We start from the raw sequence: 18,153 nt of genomic DNA on the forward strand, positions 1-18,153 counted from the left end.
AATAACTGATCGATTACTCAAGGTACAAAGTCAAAGTTTAACTTTCAACAATTACGCATTTTCCGTTGGCTACATCAGCTTCTACGCTTTTGAACTTCACATCTTCTTTTAGGCTGCCATCGGCATACTGAGCGGTTACACGGTCGTTTCGGCCATAAATCTTTTCGGATTTTAATGGTGCTGTTTTTTCTACAGGTGCTGTGCGGTTGTTAGTCGCGGCTAGTGTAGAGCCACTATCGGCTTTTGACTCACTGTAATTTTGTGCAGCGCGTTGTTGTCTAGCTTCTTGTACTTCGTCTGGTTGCTCTACGGCTATCTCAGATTTAGTTAAGAATGATACTGTATCTTCATTTACTCTTGCGAGAAATTGCTTGAACATTTCGAAAGCTTCAAACTTGTAGATCAATAGAGGATCTTTTTGTTCGTGGACAGCCATTCGTACGGATTGTTTCAAATCATCCATTTCACGCAAGTGTTCTTTCCAGCTTTGGTCAATGATGGCAAGAGCGATCATTTTTTCCATTGCTTTCATCATTTCACGCCCCTCGGTATCGATGGATTTTTGAAGATTAGCCACTACTCCGATTTGTTTCTTTCCATCACTAAAGGGTACCATAATTTCTTTTACAGTGGCACCACGAGTCGCTTGAATGTTGGTCAGTACAGGGAGGGCACGCTCGGATACCATTTTATTTTTGGCATGGTAGGCATCTAGAGCTTCGTGATATAAATTTTCTCCGAGTTGTTCTTGTCCTTGTTTTGCGAAGCTCTCGGCGTCTATTTTGGTTGCCATACCAAGGATGCTTAAGCAGTTGAGCTTGAAGCTTTCGTAGTCACCTGTCACTTTTGTATTGATGGCAATATCGTCAGCTGTGTCGTACATCATATTGAGAATGTCGAGATCCAGTCGCTCTCCGTATAGTGCATTTTTCCTTCTGGCATAGATCACTTCTCGTTGTGAGTTCATTACATCATCATACTCGAGTAGATTTTTACGCGTAGCGAAGTTGTTTTCTTCAACTTTGGTTTGTGCTCTTTCGATCGACTTAGTGATCATGCTGTGCTGAATTACCTCGCCTTCTTCCAGACCCAATCGATCCATAATTCGGGCGATTCTGTCAGAGCCAAATAGCCTCATCAGGTTGTCTTCAAGACAAACAAAAAACTGTGATGATCCTACATCCCCTTGGCGACCAGCTCTACCTCTAAGCTGTCTGTCTACACGTCGGGATTCATGTCTTTCTGTACCAATAATGGCCAGCCCTCCTGCAGCTTTTGCCTCCGGAGTTAGTTTGATATCCGTGCCACGACCAGCCATGTTGGTGGCGATCGTTACAGTACCAGGCTTACCTGCTTCAGCCACTACTTCAGCTTCGCGAGCATGTTGCTTGGCATTCAGTACCTGATGTTTGATGTTTTTCATCGTGAGCATTCTACTGATAAGTTCAGATATTTCCACGGAAGTGGTACCCACTAGTACAGGCCTTTTGGCTTCAGTCAATTCTACTATTTCGTCCGCTACGGCATTGAATTTTTCACGGATGGTTTTGTATACTTTATCCTCCATGTCCTTTCGTTGGATTGGACGATTGGTAGGGATCACGATGACGTCGAGCTTGTAAATTTCCATAAATTCACCTGCTTCAGTCTCTGCCGTACCCGTCATACCTGCGAGTTTGTGGTACATACGGAAGTAGTTCTGTAGGGTAATCGTCGCATAGGTTTGTGTTGCGTCTTCTACCTTTACATTTTCTTTGGCTTCTATCGCTTGGTGCAATCCATCAGAATACCTTCTGCCGTCCATCACACGGCCAGTCTGCTCGTCTACGATTTTCACCTTGTCGTCTACTACGATATATTCGGTGTCTTTTTCGAAAAGCGTGTATGCTTTTAGGAGTTGGTTTACCGAATGTATCCTTTGTCCTTTTACAGAGTAGTCACGAATCAATTCTTCTTTTTTGTGAAGCATGTCGTTTTCACTTAAAGAAGTGTCTTGCTCTAGTTGAGCAATTTCGAGTCCGATATCTGGTAGGATAAAGAAATTTTGATCTTCACCTTCGCCAGTAATTAGGTCAATTCCTTTGTCAGTAAGCTCTATGCCATTAGTTCTTTCGTCGATGGTGAAATAAAGGGGTTCATCGGCTTGTGGCATCAATTTTTGATTGTCTGCCAGGTATATGTTTTCAGTTTTTTGCAAAACTTGACGCATGCCCGTTTCACTTAAAAACTTAATCAAGGGTTTGTATTTAGGTAATCCTCTATAGGCCCTAAATAGAGCTAAACCACCTTCAGTTTCGTCGCCTTCAGCGATCAATTTTTTAGCATCGTTCAAGAATTGCGAAGCGGTTTTGCGCTGTGCATCTACCAGCTTGCTGATTCGGGGTCTAAGTTCGTAGAATTCATGTTCGTCGCCTCTAGGTATAGGGCCTGATATGATCAATGGAGTACGAGCATCATCGATCAATACAGAATCGACTTCATCGACCATGGCAAAGTGGTGCTTGCCTTGCATCAGTTCGTCTGGGTGACGAGCCATGTTGTCTCGGAGATAATCAAACCCGAACTCGTTGTTGGTACCGTAGATGATGTCGCTTTCGTAGGCGGCTTTTCTTTGAGGAGAGTTGGGTTGATGCTTGTCGATACAATCGACCTTTAGTCCATGGAATTCGAATAACGGCGCATTCCATTCGGCATCTCTTTTGGCTAGGTAGTCGTTGACGGTGATGACGTGTACGCCCCTGCCAGACAAGCCATTCAAGAAAGCTGGGAGTGTAGCTACTAATGTTTTACCTTCTCCAGTAGCCATTTCGGCTATTTTTCCTTGGTGCAATACCACACCGCCAAGCAACTGCACGTCGTAGTGAACCATGTTCCATACTACATCTTGACCAAATGCTTTCCATTCATTGTGCCAGATGGCTGTCTCTCCTTGGATTTCGATGTGGGGTTTCGATGCGGCAAGCATTTGGTCCATAGTGGATGCTTTTACCGTCAATTTTTTGTTTTCGGTTAATCTTCTGGCCGTGTCCTTCACGATGGCGAATGCGCGAGGGAGAATATCGAGTAGTTTGTCTTCTAACGCTTGATCTCTTTGCTTTTCGAGGGCATCTATTTTATTAAAAACGGTTTCTTTCTCAACTATATCCAGTTCGGGATTGTCTTCAATTTGCTGATGCAGGGTCGCCATTTCATCGTCAATAGACTTGAGGTGGGCTGCTATTTCTTCTTTCAGTTCTTGTGACTTACCACGTAACTCGTCGTCTGTGACGTTAGCAAGTTTCTGATATTCAGCATTGATCAAATCCACATAAGGCAAAAGCTCTTTCAAATCTCTGTCCGCTTTAGTACCAAATACTTTGGCTATGCCTTTTGTAATAATATTTAACATGAATATTTACGTTTTTAATGAATCGGTAAATTTAAATTCTTTTTTCTTCTAGACGTGAATCTGAAGAGGGAATAGCAAAAAATGAACCGAGAGATTTTTATATGTCAAACTGTCCGCTAAAAACTTGTTCCGCAGGGCCAATCAGCCAGATGTTGGTGAAAGAATGGTCTGCTTTCTGTTCAAATCGGACTTCTAATTTCCCTCCTTTGGCTTCTATGGCTACTGGGCTGGAGAGCCCTTTGTCGGCAGCAGCCAGTGCAGAAGCAGTGATTCCAGTGCCACAAGACAAGGTTTCGTCTTCTACGCCACGTTCATAGGTGCGTACGTAGATGGTGTTGTTTTCTTTTATTTCTACAAAATTTACATTCGTACCGTTGGGTTGGTAGACGTCGGAATATCTGACAGCAGCTCCTTGCTGGTACACATCCTGTTTTTCAGCTTGGTTTACAAACTCAATGTGGTGAGGAGAGCCGTTGTTTAGAAAGTAATGCGTGTCGAATTTTTCTGGGCATTGTTGATCGCGCATATGCAGATATACGAGGTCATGTTTCAAATTGGCTTCGTATGGCCCGTCTATGGTTAGAAATTTAGTTTCGTCCTTGATTATTTTTAAAAAATGGGCAAAACTGACGGCACATCTGGAGCCATTTCCACATAGACTTTGGCTGCCATCAGCATTGAAATAGACCATTTCAAAATCTAATGAGTCGTGATTTTCTATGAGTATAAGGCCATCTGCGCCCACGCCGAATTTGCGATTGCAAATTTTGGAAATGATTGCTGTGTTGTGTGGAAATAGACCTTTGCGATTGTCTATCATGACGAAGTCATTGCCTGTGCCTTGGTATTTGTAAAAAGGTATGCTCATGTCACAAAATTAAGTATATGCTATAAAAGTAGGTTTACAATAAGCAGGAAAAGAAAGAAGGGAATTTCCCTAACGGAGGAGGAATGGTTGGTTTTTCTTCTGTATCAATTATACCGAGTGGTAGGTATGGTCTATCGCTCATAAATCAAAGATTTTTACTTCAGATATATTTTGGAGTGTGCCAGAGAGGATTTCGCTCTTTCATTTTAGAATTTCAACGCAATGAAGACAAGAAAAAGTAAGAATAAGTTTTTCGTTATTAAAATCATTTTGCTCACGTTGGTGCTTATGGTATGTATGGGAGGAGTTGTGGCTAGTGGCGTATTAATGGCTTCTAAGGGTTTTAGTGCTGTCTATGTAGTTGTAGCGCTGGTTTCGATAGGGCTTGGCTATTGGGTAGTGCAACGGATGATTGCGCTGAATAGTACATGGATGAGTGAGATGATAAGTGAAATTAGATCTGGTCAAGTTGCGAGTTTTGAGACATGGGAGGTAGATCAATCGACCTGGGCCTCATTTATTAGAGGGAGAGAACAGGAAGTGAAAAAAGATTTGGTTGGCATGATGATTATGAGTACGCTTATAGCGGGAGGTGTATTTGCTTACATGCTCCAAGATCAATTTAGTAATATGGTCGAACTTGTTTTAGCTTCTTCTGGCTTGGGTGTTGTTTTTGGCGCTTTGATTAGTGTGTTGATGCACTTAGGCAATCGACAACAGCTAAAAAAGATGAAAGCTAGTGACCACGGGCAGTTGTATTTCACTGAAGAAGCTATTTTGGTCAACGACTTATTGATTTACTTCAATCAGATGGGGGCGTTTTTAAAGCAGGTGACAATAGAGAAAGGAGATGAGTTACCTGCTTATTTGCATATATTGACAGAGACGCGTGCAGGCAAGCGCAGTAATGAACGGCTACATGTATTGCCTGTACCTCCGAATAAAGCAGATTCAGCAGCGGCTATACATATATATTATCAGTCGCGTTTAGCACCAGACCGTGTATTGGAAATAGATGATGTTTTGGAGTAGGGTTGGACTAATAGAAAAAGGGTTCTGAATCATTGACTCAGAACCCTTTTGAATTCTTCTATCTAGTAATAGCTGCTTAGATCTTTTCTTTGATTCTAGCTGCTTTACCTTTTCTACCTCTTAGGTAATACAATTTCGCTCTTCTTACTTTTCCTCTTCTCAAGACTTCGATTTTGTCGATGTTAGGAGAAAGCATTGGAAATATTCTCTCTACAGCTATGCCACTAGAGATTTTTCTTACCGTGAAGGTTTCGCCATTAGAGCTAGGGTTTTTGATCTGTAACACAGTCCCTTGAAACTGCTGAATTCTTTCTTTGTTACCCTCTTTGATCTTCACGTGAACATTCACGGTATCACCAGGGTTGAAAGAAGGCATTGCTGCTCTCTTCTCTTTGTACTCTTCTTCGATTAATTTAATTAAGTCGCTCATTTTATTAGCTTTATATGCCCCTCCAAAAATCGGACTGCAAATATAGAAATTTATTTTATAAATAATTCAAAGGCTTTCAAAATATAATTCAAAATTCCTTTGATCAATCTTCTAATTCTGAATCTTTAAGTAGATCAGGCCTTTTGGCCTTTGTTCTCTCTACTTGTTGATCAAACCGCCAAGCGTCTATTTTCGCTTGGTGCCCAGAGGTCAGTACTGCTGGTACTTTCCAGTTGTTGTATTCTGCTGGGCGAGTGTATACTGGAGGCGCAATCAAGTCGTCCTGAAACGAATCTGTAAGTGCAGACGTTTCGTCGTTCATCACCCCTGGCAGCAGCCGAATCACCGAGTCTGCGACTACAGCTGCGGCCAGCTCGCCTCCTGTCAATACATAGTCTCCTATGCTTATTTCTCTAGTAATCAGATGTTCGCGTACACGCTCGTCTATGCCCTTATAATGACCACATAGTAATATGATGTTTTCATTCAAACTGAGCTCGTTGGAAATACTTTGAGAAAGTTTTTCGCCATCAGGACTCATGTAGATGATTTCGTCGTATTTGCGTTCTGACTTTAGCTGAGAAATACACTTATCTATAGGTTCTATCATCAGTACCATTCCAGCGCCACCGCCAAAAGCATAATCATCTATCTGATTGTGTTTGTTGATGGCATAGTCGCGCAAGTCGTGCACATGGATTTGAGCTATTCCTTTGTCACCTGCGCGTTTGAGAATGCTTTGATCTATGGTGCCACTAAACATGGCTGGTACGCATGTGATGATGTCAATCCTCATCTTCCTCTAGGTATATATCAATTAAGCCATCAGGTATATCGGCATCTATTCTGTTGGTTTCAATATCAACCTTCAGGATAATTTCATCTTTTAAAGGAATTAGAACTTCCTTGCCTTGATGAATAACCGAAATAAGCTCTTGAGGACCTATTTCAAAAAGTTCTTTTACTTGTCCAATAAGTTTACCCTTGTCGTACAAATCCATGCCTACCAATTGATGGAGGTAGTATTCGTCGTCTGCCAAATCAGGTAAATTATTGAGCGGCAAGAAGATCGGACTAGCCACCAAAGCTTTGGCTTCTTCCACATCGTCGATTTCTTCAAATTTGGCAATAGCCTTAGATGAATTGATTTGAATGTGTTCAATAAAAAATGGAATCAATGCACTGTTCTGTTGAACAAGCACTGATTCCAAATTTTGATATTCTAAAGGATTGTCAACATCTAAAAAGAGTTGAACGTCACCTTTTAAGCCGTGAGTTTTGATTACATGACCAATTTGGTAGCAATCATCAACTGTCATAATAAATTATTCTGCGGCTTTATCTTCTTTTTTAGAAGCTTCTTCAGCTGGAGCTTCTGCTGCTGCAGGTGCTTCTTCTTTAGTTTCTTCTACTTTAGCCTCTGCTGCTGGTGCTTCAGCTTCTGCTGCAGGGGTCTCTTCTGCTACTGGAGCTTCTTCTGCACTTGCTTCAGCTTTAGTAGCTGCCTCTGCTTCTTCAATGGCCAACCTTTTCTTAGCCAGCTCTTCTGCTCTTGCAGAGTTTACTTTCGCTTCAGCTTCTAGTCTAGATTTGTTAGCAGCGTCTTTTTCTTTTGCTAAAGAATCAACTTTGCCTTGAACCTTACTGTCTTTTTCTTGCAGCCATGCTTCGTATTTCTTGTCAGCATCTTCTTGCGTGATTGCACCTTTGTTCACTCCTACTTGTAAGTGTTTTTTGTACATCACACCTCTGTGTGAAAGAATCGCTCTTGCGGTATCTGTAGGCTGTGCCCCATTCATTACCCATGCCAATGCTTTTTCTTCATCGATGCTGATGAAAGCAGGATTTGAGTTTGGGTTGTACGAACCTAGTTTTTCGATAAATCGGCCATCACGTGGCGCACGGGCGTCTGCTACGACTACATCGTATATTGCCTGTTTTTTTCGCCCTCTACGGGCTAGTCTAATTTTTACTGCCATTTTATATGGTATAGTTTAAATGTTGTGGATCACGTCCACTTGTATTAAAAAGTCCGCAAATGTACGGCTTTTTTGTTTAAAAATTAAAAATGTGTGGAGGAATGAGAAAATGTTTGTATGAAGAATGCGATTGCTGAGCTTTATTATTAAAAACTGCTCAAGCGAATATACAGTTTTTAATTGTGTAATTGACATGTTATATTTGTGCCAGCAAAGATAAAAAAGCAAATGGATAAATATTCTTATATCGCCAATGCGCACAGTGGAGTGATTGACGATATGTACCAATCTTATAAGGTCGACCCAAATTCTGTTGATGTATCATGGCAGAGATTTTTTGAAGGCTTTGAATTTTCTTTACAAAAGTACGGTGAAGATGGAACTGTAGCCTCAGAGGCTGTTTCCAGTAAGGAAATAGCAGTTCGAGATCTGATACATGCGTATCGTTCTCGTGGCCATTTAAAATCTAATACTAATCCAGTACGTCAACGTAAAGACAGAAAAGCACTTCTAGAGTTAGAAGATTTTGGCCTGACGAAAGAGGATTTAGACACTGAGTTCGAAAGTGGCAATATTATCGGTATCGGCAGAGCACCACTAAAGAAGATCATCGCCTCATTAAAGGATATCTACGAAGGAACGGTAGGGTTCGAATATATGTATATCCGAAAACCGCACATTTTGGAGTGGTTTAAAGAAAAGGTGGAAAGAGAAGCACTCAACTTCAACCCTCCTTTAGAAGAAAAAAAACAGATTTTATCAAAACTCAATGAGGCAGTTGTCTTTGAGAATTTTCTGCACACAAAATACCTCGGACAAAAGAGATTCTCTTTAGAAGGAGGTGAAACCACTATTCCTGCACTCGATGCTGCAATCAACAAAGGAGCGGAACTGGGAGTACAGGAAGTGGTGATGGGTATGGCACACAGAGGTAGGCTCAATGTATTGGTAAACATTATGGGCAAAACCTATGAGCAAGTCTTCAATGAATTTGAAGGAGGGTATGTTCCAGACCAAACTATGGGAGATGGCGATGTGAAGTACCACATGGGCTTTTCTTCTCAGATCGTGACACCAGAAGGACACACGGTTGATTTGAAATTGGCGCCTAACCCATCTCATCTGGAGGCGGTCAACCCAGTGGTTGAAGGATTTGCTAGAGCAAAAATAGACAGCCTATATAATGACGACAATTCGAAGATCATGCCGATTCTTATCCATGGAGATGCTGCTATTGCGGGTCAAGGATTGGGTTATGAATTGATCCAAATGTCTAAATTGGATGCTTACACAACTGGTGGTACGATTCATTTTGTGATCAATAATCAAGTCGGGTTTACCACAGATTTTGATGAGGCAAGATCTAGTATCTATTGTACCGACTTGGCTAAGACAGTGGATGCACCTGTGCTTCACGTGAATGGTGATAATCCAGAAGCGGTAGTGTTTTGTATGAAAATGGCTGTAGAGTACCGTCAGAAATTCAAGAGAGACATTTTTATTGATATGGTGTGCTATAGACGCCATGGTCACAATGAGTCTGATGAGCCGAAGTTTACTCAGCCGTCGTTATACAATTTGATCTCTAAGCATGCTAACCCAAGAGAGGTATATAACAAATCGTTGATCGACAGAGGAGATATCGATGCTGGTTTGGCTAAGTCGATGGACAAAGAGTTTAAAGGGATGCTTCAAGATCGATTGAATCAGGTGAAGCAAGACAAATTGCCTTATACTTTGCAGCAAAGCGAAAAAGAATTCTCAGAAATGAGATTGTCTAGACCAGAAGATTTTGACGAGTCGCCTGATACCTCCATATCAGAAGAGGTAATCAAAAAGGTAGGTGATGCGATGATCAAAGTGCCTAAAGGCTTCAAGCCATTGAAGCAAATAGACAAGGTACTGAAGCAACGTAAAGAAATGTACTTTGACAAGAAAGAACTCAACTGGGCTGCTGCAGAAATGTTGGCCTATGGTTCTATGTTGTTAGACAATAATACGGTAAGAATATCTGGGCAGGATACGAAGAGAGGTACATTCTCTCACCGCCATGCAGTAGTGAGAGATATGAATACCAATGAGCCTTATAGCTTTTTGGATCATATAGAAGGGTGTGAAAATAAGTTCAAAATTTATAATTCCCTTCTTTCAGAGTTCGGTTGTTTAGGCTTTGAGTTTGGCTATGCCATGGCAGATCCTAATGCTGTCGTGATATGGGAAGCACAGTTTGGCGACTTTGCCAACGGTGCACAGGTCATGATCGATCAGTTTATCTCTTGTTCGTATACTAAGTGGAGAAGAATGAACGGGTTAGTGTTGCTTCTCCCACATGGCTACGAAGGGCAAGGGCCAGAGCACTCTAATGCTCGACCAGAACGATATCTACAGTTGGCCTCTGGTAATAATATGTACATATGCAACCTGACCACGCCAGCCAACTACTTCCACATGATCAGAAGACAATTGGCCATGCCTTTCAGGATGCCATGTATTTTGATGTCACCTAAATCCTTGTTTAGACACCCATTAGTGATGTCTAAGACGGAGGAGTTTACCAATGGCAAATTCAGAGAAGTGATAGGAGATGATTACGCAGATCCTAAAAAGGTGAAAAAAGTACTCTTGTGTAATGGTAAAGTATATTTCGATTTGCTCGAAAAACAACAAGCCGATAAGCGCAAAGATGTAGCGATCATTAGAGTAGAGCAATTGCATCCATTCCCTAAAAAGCAGGTGATGGCCGAATTGAATAAGTACAAGGTAGATATTGTTTACTGGGTACAAGAAGAGCCAGAAAATATGGGTGCTTGGTCGTTTATCTTACGTGTGTTTAGAGAAGTGACCAAAGATGTGATTTCGCGTAAAGCGGCAGCATCTCCAGCCACTGGATATGCCAAAGTGCATAAGAAAGAGCAAGAAGACCTTGTGAATCAGGCTTTCTCCTGATCGAATCAATAGAGACTTAAAAAATTTAATTATAAAAAAATGATTGAAGTTAAAATACCAACTGTTGGCGAATCGATCACTGAGGTGACCGTATCACAATGGACGAAGCAAAGTGGAGACTATGTCGAAATGGACGAAGTCATTTGTGAACTAGAATCAGACAAAGCTACCTTCGAACTTAATGCGGAAGCTGCTGGTATCCTTACCATCAAAGTAGAGGAAGGTGAAACCATAGAAATAGGGACAGTAGTATGTACTATCGATGAGTCTGCATCTGCAGGAGCATCTGCTTCGGCACCAGCTGCCAAGGCGGAGTCGACACCAGCCCCGGCTGCTAGTGGGAAAACTGGTGAAACGTTAGAAATGAAAGTACCTACAGTAGGAGAATCGATTACTGAGGTAACTATAGGCACTTGGATGAAACAAGATGGCGATATGGTAGAGCTAGATGAGCCAATCGCTGAAATCGAATCAGACAAAGCCACTTTCGAATTGGCTGCGGAGGCTAGAGGCGTGCTGAAGATCGTAGCCCAAGAAGGCGATACGATCGAAATCGGTGCGTTGATTTGCAAAATAGAAGTAGTAGAAGGAGGTGCTCCTGCACCAGTTGCATCTACTCCTGATGTAACTGCCGAAACTCCTACTGGTACACCAGGATATGCTGCGGGTCACCCATCACCAGCAGCGGCTAAGATATTGGCAGAAAAAGGAATCCCAGCGGGAGACCTAGCGGGTTCTGGCGTAGGGGGTAGAATTACCAAAGATGACGCAATAGCTGCTCAGAAATCTGCGCCTGCAGTTGCACCAGCTAAAGAGGCTGCCCCGGCAGTACCTGCTTTTGGCGGTGGCAGAACACAGACTAGAAAGAAGTTGACTCCGTTGAGAAAAACGGTAGCCAAGCGTTTGGTTTCTGTGAAGAATGAAACGGCGATGCTGACTACTTTCAACGAAGTAGATATGAAACCTGTAATGGATCTTCGTAAAAAATATAAAGATGCCTTTAAAGATAAATATGAAGTAGGTTTAGGCTTCATGTCTTTCTTTATCAAAGCGGCTTGTCAAGCTTTGCAAGAGTGGCCAGCAGTGAATGCACAAATCGATGGTAATGAGATCGTATACAATGATTTCTGTGATGTGTCCATTGCGGTTTCTGCGCCTAAGGGTTTGGTTGTTCCTGTGATTAGAAATGCAGAATCTCTGTCATTCAATCAAGTAGAAAGCGAAGTTGTAAGATTGGCTAAAAAGGCTAGAGATAACAAATTGAGCATCGACGAAATGCAGGGAGGCACCTTTACGGTGACCAATGGAGGTATCTTTGGGTCTATGCTTTCTACTCCGATCATCAATGCTCCTCAGTCTGCGATTTTGGGCATGCACAATATCGTAGAGCGACCTGTAGCGATCAATGGTCAGGTGGAAATCAGGCCGATCATGTACTTGGCACTTTCTTACGATCATAGAATCATCGATGGACGTGAGTCTGTAAGCTTCTTGGTGAGAATTAAAGAATTATTAGAAGATCCTGCTCGATTGATGTTAGGTATCTAATTGCATGGATTGAATAGTGAGTATTGTGGCTTTAGATTTTTGTATTTTTAATAACGAAACCAAAATCTAACCTTATGCACAATTACAAAGAACTCATTGTTTGGAAGAAGTCTGTTGATTTTTGTACTTCAATTTATCAACAAACTTCCTCCTTTCTTTCAGAAGTGCTTGCGAAGTGGGAACTCAATCGATCATTGCCACTAGAATTGAATTATTAAAAGAGAAAGACTTTAATCTGTTGAATAGTGAAATGCAAATTCTTCAAAAGATGATCTTCAATCTCAAAAAGTCATTATAAATTTTAGAGATACTCAGTACTCAATACTACTAAAAAGACATGAAATACGACGTAACTGTAATCGGATCTGGCCCTGGAGGCTATGTAGCAGCCATCAGATGTGCACAATTAGGATTCAAAACTGCGATAGTAGAAAAATATAATACCCTTGGAGGAACCTGTTTGAACGTGGGATGTATCCCTTCCAAAGCATTGTTGGACTCTTCTGAGCATTTTCACAATGCGGAGCATACTTTTAAGGAACATGGGATTGATATTCCAGCACCTAAAGTAAACTTCAAGCAGATGATTGCTCGTAAAGGCGATGTGGTACAGCAGAATACGGATGGCATTCAGTATTTGATGAAGAAAAACAAGATTGATGTTTTTCACGGTCATGGATCGTTTGTGGATAAAAACACCATCAAAGTAGCTGGCGAGAAAGAAGAAACTATTTCTACAGATAAAGTGATTATTGCTACTGGGTCTAAACCATCTTCTCTTCCTTTTATCAATATTGATAAAAAGAGAGTGATCACCAGTACTGAAGCTTTGGAATTGAAAGAAATCCCTAAGCACATGATCATCATCGGTGGTGGTGTGATAGGATTGGAGTTGGGTTCTGTATACAAAAGACTAGGAGCAGAGGTATCTGTGGTTGAGTTTTTCGACAGAATTATCCCTGGGATGGACGGCACTATGTCTAAGGAGTTAACCAAATCATTGAAAAAATTGGGAGTAAAATTCTACCTCAAACACAAAGTAACGGGAGTAGAAGCCAAAGGAAAGGACGTAATCGTGAAGGCGGATACGCCTAAAGGTGAGGTGCTTGAGTTGAAAGGGGATTATTGTTTGGTATCTATTGGTCGAAGAGCCTATACTGACGGTTTAGGATTAGAAAATGTAGGAATAGCTACAGACAAAGCAGGTCGCATCGAAACGGATGCTCATCTGAAAACTTCTGTGGACAATATCTTTGCGATTGGTGATGTGGTAAAAGGAGCTATGCTGGCGCATAAAGCCGAAGAAGAAGGCGTATTGGTCGCAGAGCAATTAGCCGGACAAAAGCCACACATTAACTATAACCTGATTCCTGGCGTGGTATATACATGGCCAGAAGTGGCCGGTGTAGGCCAGACCGAAGAGCAACTGAAAGAGGAAGGCAAAGCTTACAAAATAGGCTCATTCCCGTATAAAGCCTTGGGCAGAGCCAGAGCGAGTATGGATACGGACGGCCTTGTCAAGATATTGGCGGATAAGGCAACCGACGAGATTTTAGGCGTGCATATCATTGGTGCTAGAGCTGCAGATATGATTGCAGCAGGTGTCACGGCCATGGAATTTAGAGCTTCGGCAGAGGACGTGTCGCGGATGTCACACGCACACCCTACCTATATGGAAGCTGTAAAGGAAGCATGCTTGGCAGCTACCGATGCTCGTCCTATTCATATGTAAGATTATTATTGTTTGAAAATCATAAATTGAAAAACCGAAGGGTTCTCCTTCGGTTTTTTTATGTCTGCTCTATGGCGTAGATATTGACTGCCTTCTCTTTGCCTTTGAGGGCGATCTCACCCAAAAACTCCTGTCTGAATTGCTTTATGTTTTGTGTTGCTTGAGCGAAATGCTCAGAGACCAATAAGCTCCTGTTAAACTGACTACACATAGATTGAATGCGAGCACCTGTATTGAGCACGTCTCCGTGGTACGCAATATCTCGCTTGATATAGCCGACTTCGGCCACCGTTACGGAGCCTTCATTGATACCTGCTTTAAATGCTGGTACAAACCCGAAGTTTTGCTCGAACTTGGCAGCTTTTGAATGCAGCTTGTCGCGAAAAGCAAAGAATAGTTTGATGCTGAGCTCAGAAGCATTAGCGTCCGACGAATTCCAAGTCAAGACGGCTTCGTCTCCTACATACTGATAGATTTGTGCTTTGTGTGCAAATACGATTTCGTTGAGATAAAAGAAGCAGGTCTGGATCAAGCTAGAATATTTAATGTGGCCAAGCTTTTCCGCGTAAGCGGTAGAGTCCTTGAGATCCAAAAACATGAAGATACGATTTTCGATCACCGGTTGGTGGTATTTGCCCATAAACATCACTAATAGATTGCCAGGGCCATATTTTTTACTGACTTCTAATACGAAGTTGATAATAACGGAGAATATGGTGAGTATAGACCCAAAGGCTATATAAAAAGGCCAGCTAGCCAAGACTTCTTTGAGGTCGTTGATGTTACTCACTGGAGTCACGTCGATGAGAAAAAGGACGAAAAAAACAATCGCAAATACCAAGGAAAAACCAATGAGGTAGAGTACGGTTTTGATCAGCATGATCTTCCCAAAAGACTTTTTTCTGAGTTCTGTATTTTCAGCCAGCCAGTAAACAAAATAGAAAACTGTACCAAAAAGCAGCCCAAACATACCTCCTTCCATATATTGATAGCCAGAAATAAAGTAGTCTATATACTCTTGGTTTGCTGGCGTCATGGGGATGTCGATAAAACGGAACATCAAGTGTTGGAAAAAGATACCCGTGGCAGTAATGCCCATACATGCTATTACCCATGCGGCGACGACAAAGAACCAATCATATAGATTTCTTTTCCATTTCATGTTTTGAGCAGATTGTTGTGTTGTTGGTTGAACCCGTAGATGCCTTGCAGCCCTCCTGTGTGCAGACTAATGATTTTTGTACCAGGGGCAAATTTGTCTTTTTTGATCATATCGATGAGAGCATACATCATTTTTCCTGTGTAGATGGGATCCAATGGGATATGAGTAGTTTGATAGAATTCATTGATAAATTTAATTAAATGACTATCAAACTTGGCGTATCCCTCAAAGTGGTAACCATGAAAAAGTTGCCAACCTGATGTACGACCTACTAGGTTAGTAATTAGTTCTTCCAAATATTTTTCTCCCTTGAGTGTGCTGATACCTAGTGCTGTTTGGTGCTTTTTTAGGCGACTAGATATACCTGCTAGCGTGCCTCCAGTGCCTACAGGGCACACAAGGTAGTCAAAGTCTTGAGTGATTTCATCCACAAGTTCGGCTACTCCTTGTATAGCTAGAGGATTAGACCCTCCCTCAGGGATGATATAGGCTCGATGTTTTGTGCTCAACTCGGTGAGCCACTCGATATCGTTTCTACGCTGATATTGACTTCTGGAGATAAATTCTAACTGCATACCATCTGCGGCAGCTTTTTGTAGAGTAGAGTTGGATTGGCTGTTGAGCTCATCGCCTCTGATAAGGCCGATAGCCTGAAAACCGAAGCGCTTACAGGCTGCTGCGGTGGCCGCTATGTGGTTGGAGTAGGCTCCGCCAAAAGTGAGTATATGTCCATACCCATGGGTTTTCGCTTCGATCAAATTGTATTTGAGTTTGCGCCATTTATTGCCTGATATTTCAACATCTATTTGATCCTCCCGTTTCACAAATACTTCGACACCTTTTTTCTCTAGTATGGGAAGTGCGAGTGCTTGTATGGGAGTTGGGCTAGATACTTCAAACATGGCTCAAATGTAGTATGCAAAGAGGAAAGCCAAGGTGTAAATGAGTAGGGGATAATATTTTTTATTAATTTGTCAAATTAAAGCAGACTCAACTAGATTGGTGCCCGCAATAGCTTAACCTTGGTTTAAATTTTTTATCCGCATTGAAATTCAAAAATGGCTGAAAATCTGATTCGATCGATAGTATCTCACATAGATCACACAAAGGGTGAACGTAGAAAAAATAGGTTAAACGCATATGAACTTGGTACAGAATTGCTGTTTAAAACCAAGAAAGACTTAGATCAGTTGGCCGACATGATGGGGAAGTCTGCAGAGAAGTATCAGTCTACCGTCAATCTACTCGCGACTGAGATTTTGCAATGTGGTATAGATTATTTCAAGGCGATCAAAGACAATTCTGATTTTTCAGAAGCCAGTTCACATGAAATTCTAAATAGCGCCAAACAAATGGCCACAAGTGAGCAGATTCTGAAAAGAATAGATGACAATATAGAAGGGATTCGTGATTGGGTCAGCAACCAGACCTTGCGAGACAATCAAAATAATATTTATGATTTCAATAAAATTTTATTGAAAACAGCTTTTTCATTTATGACCTGCGATGGACATATTGCTGCCAATGAAGTCGCATTAATTCGCAAAATGGCGGAGGAAGACAAGGCATTCGGCGAGATAGATATAGACAACGAGTTGGACTTTCTCATCGAGGTGATTAATACCATGGGGATGGGTTTTCTCAAAGATTATTTCAAGGTGTTGAAAAATGCCCACTTGAAACAAGAGCAAGAATTAAAACTGATAGATATTGCAGTTCGTACGTTATATGCAGATAACCGTGTGGATTATAATGAAATCAAGTTTTTCAGAATATTCCGTTCGCTCTTGAGTGTGACGGATGCTCAGATTTATCAGCAAAACCCTCAGCTTGCCGACGAGTTTTTGGAAAGTGACATATTTAGTCATGCCTATCTAGGGCAGTTGTTCGACGACTATTTTGAGCAAGTAGAGATTCCTACTTTCGAAAAGTTATCCGAGCATAAACGAACCGATTACGTAGATCCAGAGCAATACAAGAAGTAGTGTGACTGGACTATTTACGGTTTGAAAAATGATTTGCCAAAATCCCATCCAGATGTTTTTTGGTAATAGGTTTGGTGATAAAGTCTGAAACATCCTGATATTTGTCGGCCTTATCTTTATCCTGTTTATTGAGCGAGCTAGTAAGCATAGAGATCACAATGCCACCTTTTAATTGTTCTGGTAGATCTTTGTACACGTCCAAAAACTCAAAACCATTCATGACGGGCATGTTGATGTCGAGTAAGATCAAATCGGGCTTTGGGTACTTTTGTCCATTAGAAACATACTCTCCTTTATTTTCTAAATAGTCCAAAGCCACCCTTCCATTGTGACAGGCATGAATTTGACCTTCGTATTTGCACACATCAGTCAGTAAGTGTTGCTGTAAAAATATAGATGTGGGGTCGTCATCTACTAATAGGATATTGGAAATTACATTGATGTCAATCATTTTTTGCAAGGAGGTGTTTTAGGTATATGACCTGTATGTAGTAGATGTAATTGTGTAAAAGAATTATTCGTTGGTGCCAAAATTTATAGAATCTGAAATATCCTGAACCTGAGACAGGTCGAAGGTAGGCAAGGTGTTTTCTTTGAAATAATTGCTGTAAAGCTCCTTGATATAGATCTCAGTTAGGGCATCTTTATGAATGAAATTTTTTCCTATTTTAGGAAATTTATCTAATATTTTTTGATCTGGAGATTTGAGTGTAGTACGAAGGATTTTTAAGAAATTGATTTCTTCTTTTTTTACTTGATCATCCGCTGTGATAGTTTGAATAGCAGACTCTAAAAGTAAAATCTCTTGCTCCTCGGTGAGGGTTGCGTTGTTTACCTTTTTGAAATAGTCATCAAAAAAGTCTAAGCCTTTCAAGTTGATCAGTTCGACCATGAGTTTTAATTCTGCGTCGACATCTATATTCGAAAGGTCGATCTTTTCTTTAGCTAACTCTTTGATAAAACTTATTTCTTTGGGTGAAATATGGCCGTCACAGGTCATAAACGAGAAAACTGTCTTGAGAAGCAGTTTGGAAAAGTCTGAATTATTTGTCATTTCAATTGCGTTTTATCTGGCTCTTTTTT

At 41.2% G+C, this 18,153-nt stretch carries 16 protein-coding genes; 6 read left to right on the top strand and 10 right to left on the bottom strand.

Annotated elements, in window-relative coordinates:
• Positions 1-37: 37 nt before the first annotated feature.
• A complete protein-coding gene (secA, locus tag N7E81_RS06565; protein ID WP_263052490.1) occupies positions 38-3,388 on the bottom strand; it encodes a preprotein translocase subunit SecA in 3,351 nt (1,116 codons plus the stop codon).
• 97 nt (positions 3,389-3,485) lie between these two features.
• Positions 3,486-4,256, bottom strand: coding sequence for a diaminopimelate epimerase (gene dapF / locus N7E81_RS06570; protein WP_263052491.1), 771 nt, complete (start codon positions 4,254-4,256; stop codon positions 3,486-3,488).
• A 222-nt stretch (positions 4,257-4,478) separates the two neighbouring features.
• On the opposite strand from dapF, the gene N7E81_RS06575 reads away from it, so the two are divergent.
• Positions 4,479-5,288 (top strand): hypothetical protein, encoded by an 810-nt coding sequence (locus N7E81_RS06575; RefSeq protein ID WP_263052492.1) that lies wholly within the window; start codon positions 4,479-4,481, stop codon positions 5,286-5,288.
• 76 nt (positions 5,289-5,364) lie between these two features.
• On the opposite strand, the gene rplS is transcribed toward N7E81_RS06575, so the two are convergent.
• The 4 genes from rplS to N7E81_RS06595 all read right to left on the bottom strand — a co-directional run bounded on the left by rplS (position 5,365) and on the right by N7E81_RS06595 (position 7,697).
• Entirely contained in the window at positions 5,365-5,718 is a 354-nt protein-coding gene (gene rplS, locus N7E81_RS06580; RefSeq protein WP_263052493.1) for a 50S ribosomal protein L19, read from the bottom strand.
• Between the two features lie 103 nt (positions 5,719-5,821).
• Positions 5,822-6,514: a tRNA (guanosine(37)-N1)-methyltransferase TrmD gene (gene trmD, locus N7E81_RS06585; protein WP_263052494.1), complete on the bottom strand. Its 693-nt coding sequence runs from the start codon at positions 6,512-6,514 to the stop codon at positions 5,822-5,824.
• Complete coding sequence (rimM, locus tag N7E81_RS06590) at positions 6,504-7,037, bottom strand: ribosome maturation factor RimM (RefSeq protein WP_263052495.1); 534 nt, start codon at positions 7,035-7,037, stop codon at positions 6,504-6,506. The genes trmD and rimM overlap by 11 nt, the downstream gene beginning before the upstream one ends.
• A 6-nt stretch (positions 7,038-7,043) precedes the next feature.
• On the bottom strand, positions 7,044-7,697 hold the full coding sequence (locus N7E81_RS06595) for a 30S ribosomal protein S16 (RefSeq protein WP_263052496.1): 654 nt from the start codon (positions 7,695-7,697) through the stop codon (positions 7,044-7,046).
• 228 nt (positions 7,698-7,925) lie between these two features.
• Here N7E81_RS06595 and N7E81_RS06600 point away from each other — a divergent pair, with 228 nt between their 5' ends.
• From N7E81_RS06600 to lpdA, 4 genes are all read left to right on the top strand, one after another.
• Positions 7,926-10,643: a 2-oxoglutarate dehydrogenase E1 component gene (locus N7E81_RS06600; RefSeq protein ID WP_263052497.1), complete on the top strand. Its 2,718-nt coding sequence runs from the start codon at positions 7,926-7,928 to the stop codon at positions 10,641-10,643.
• Between the two features lie 39 nt (positions 10,644-10,682).
• Positions 10,683-12,191 (top strand): 2-oxoglutarate dehydrogenase complex dihydrolipoyllysine-residue succinyltransferase, encoded by a 1,509-nt coding sequence (gene odhB, locus N7E81_RS06605; RefSeq protein ID WP_263052498.1) that lies wholly within the window; start codon positions 10,683-10,685, stop codon positions 12,189-12,191.
• 121 nt (positions 12,192-12,312) lie between these two features.
• Entirely contained in the window at positions 12,313-12,489 is a 177-nt protein-coding gene (locus N7E81_RS19480; RefSeq protein WP_407692709.1) for a four helix bundle protein, read from the top strand.
• Positions 12,490-12,528: 39 nt separating this feature from the next.
• Positions 12,529-13,923, top strand: coding sequence for a dihydrolipoyl dehydrogenase (gene lpdA, locus N7E81_RS06610; protein WP_263052499.1), 1,395 nt, complete (start codon positions 12,529-12,531; stop codon positions 13,921-13,923).
• Between the two features lie 58 nt (positions 13,924-13,981).
• Here the strand turns inward: lpdA and N7E81_RS06615 are convergent, their stop codons facing one another.
• Both N7E81_RS06615 and N7E81_RS06620 read right to left on the bottom strand, forming a co-directional pair.
• Positions 13,982-15,085 (bottom strand): adenylate/guanylate cyclase domain-containing protein, encoded by a 1,104-nt coding sequence (locus N7E81_RS06615; RefSeq protein WP_263052500.1) that lies wholly within the window; start codon positions 15,083-15,085, stop codon positions 13,982-13,984.
• A complete protein-coding gene (locus tag N7E81_RS06620) occupies positions 15,082-15,987 on the bottom strand; it encodes a 1-aminocyclopropane-1-carboxylate deaminase/D-cysteine desulfhydrase (protein ID WP_263052501.1) in 906 nt (301 codons plus the stop codon). Before N7E81_RS06620 ends, N7E81_RS06615 begins: the two co-directional genes overlap by 4 nt.
• A 156-nt stretch (positions 15,988-16,143) precedes the next feature.
• Here N7E81_RS06620 and N7E81_RS06625 point away from each other — a divergent pair, with 156 nt between their 5' ends.
• A complete protein-coding gene (locus N7E81_RS06625; protein WP_263052502.1) occupies positions 16,144-17,070 on the top strand; it encodes a hypothetical protein in 927 nt (308 codons plus the stop codon).
• Positions 17,071-17,080: 10 nt separating this feature from the next.
• On the opposite strand, the gene N7E81_RS06630 is transcribed toward N7E81_RS06625, so the two are convergent.
• Together N7E81_RS06630 and N7E81_RS06635 are read right to left on the bottom strand one after the other, a co-directional pair.
• Entirely contained in the window at positions 17,081-17,521 is a 441-nt protein-coding gene (locus N7E81_RS06630; RefSeq protein ID WP_263053066.1) for a response regulator, read from the bottom strand.
• Between the two features lie 63 nt (positions 17,522-17,584).
• Positions 17,585-18,124, bottom strand: a complete 540-nt coding sequence (locus tag N7E81_RS06635; RefSeq protein WP_263052503.1) for a tellurite resistance TerB family protein — start codon at positions 18,122-18,124, stop codon at positions 17,585-17,587.
• Between the last annotated feature and the right edge of the window lie 29 nt (positions 18,125-18,153).

Origin of the sequence: Reichenbachiella carrageenanivorans, from assembly GCF_025639805.1 — a bacterium.
GTDB lineage: Bacteria > Bacteroidota > Bacteroidia > Cytophagales > Cyclobacteriaceae > Reichenbachiella > Reichenbachiella carrageenanivorans.

What these genes read in the sequence shown, in the direction of transcription:
- secA (WP_263052490.1), bottom strand. Translation starts at nt 3,388, where the DNA reads ATGTTAAATATTATTACAAAAGGCATAGCCAAAGTATTTGGTACTAAA.
- dapF (WP_263052491.1), bottom strand. Translation starts at nt 4,256, where the DNA reads ATGAGCATACCTTTTTACAAATACCAAGGCACAGGCAATGACTTCGTC.
- N7E81_RS06575 (WP_263052492.1), top strand. Translation starts at nt 4,479, where the DNA reads ATGAAGACAAGAAAAAGTAAGAATAAGTTTTTCGTTATTAAAATCATT.
- rplS (WP_263052493.1), bottom strand. Translation starts at nt 5,718, where the DNA reads ATGAGCGACTTAATTAAATTAATCGAAGAAGAGTACAAAGAGAAGAGA.
- trmD (WP_263052494.1), bottom strand. Translation starts at nt 6,514, where the DNA reads ATGAGGATTGACATCATCACATGCGTACCAGCCATGTTTAGTGGCACC.
- rimM (WP_263052495.1), bottom strand. Translation starts at nt 7,037, where the DNA reads ATGACAGTTGATGATTGCTACCAAATTGGTCATGTAATCAAAACTCAC.
- N7E81_RS06595 (WP_263052496.1), bottom strand. Translation starts at nt 7,697, where the DNA reads ATGGCAGTAAAAATTAGACTAGCCCGTAGAGGGCGAAAAAAACAGGCA.
- N7E81_RS06600 (WP_263052497.1), top strand. Translation starts at nt 7,926, where the DNA reads ATGGATAAATATTCTTATATCGCCAATGCGCACAGTGGAGTGATTGAC.
- odhB (WP_263052498.1), top strand. Translation starts at nt 10,683, where the DNA reads ATGATTGAAGTTAAAATACCAACTGTTGGCGAATCGATCACTGAGGTG.
- lpdA (WP_263052499.1), top strand. Translation starts at nt 12,529, where the DNA reads ATGAAATACGACGTAACTGTAATCGGATCTGGCCCTGGAGGCTATGTA.
- N7E81_RS06615 (WP_263052500.1), bottom strand. Translation starts at nt 15,085, where the DNA reads ATGAAATGGAAAAGAAATCTATATGATTGGTTCTTTGTCGTCGCCGCA.
- N7E81_RS06620 (WP_263052501.1), bottom strand. Translation starts at nt 15,987, where the DNA reads ATGTTTGAAGTATCTAGCCCAACTCCCATACAAGCACTCGCACTTCCC.
- N7E81_RS06625 (WP_263052502.1), top strand. Translation starts at nt 16,144, where the DNA reads ATGGCTGAAAATCTGATTCGATCGATAGTATCTCACATAGATCACACA.
- N7E81_RS06630 (WP_263053066.1), bottom strand. Translation starts at nt 17,521, where the DNA reads ATGATTGACATCAATGTAATTTCCAATATCCTATTAGTAGATGACGAC.
- N7E81_RS06635 (WP_263052503.1), bottom strand. Translation starts at nt 18,124, where the DNA reads ATGACAAATAATTCAGACTTTTCCAAACTGCTTCTCAAGACAGTTTTC.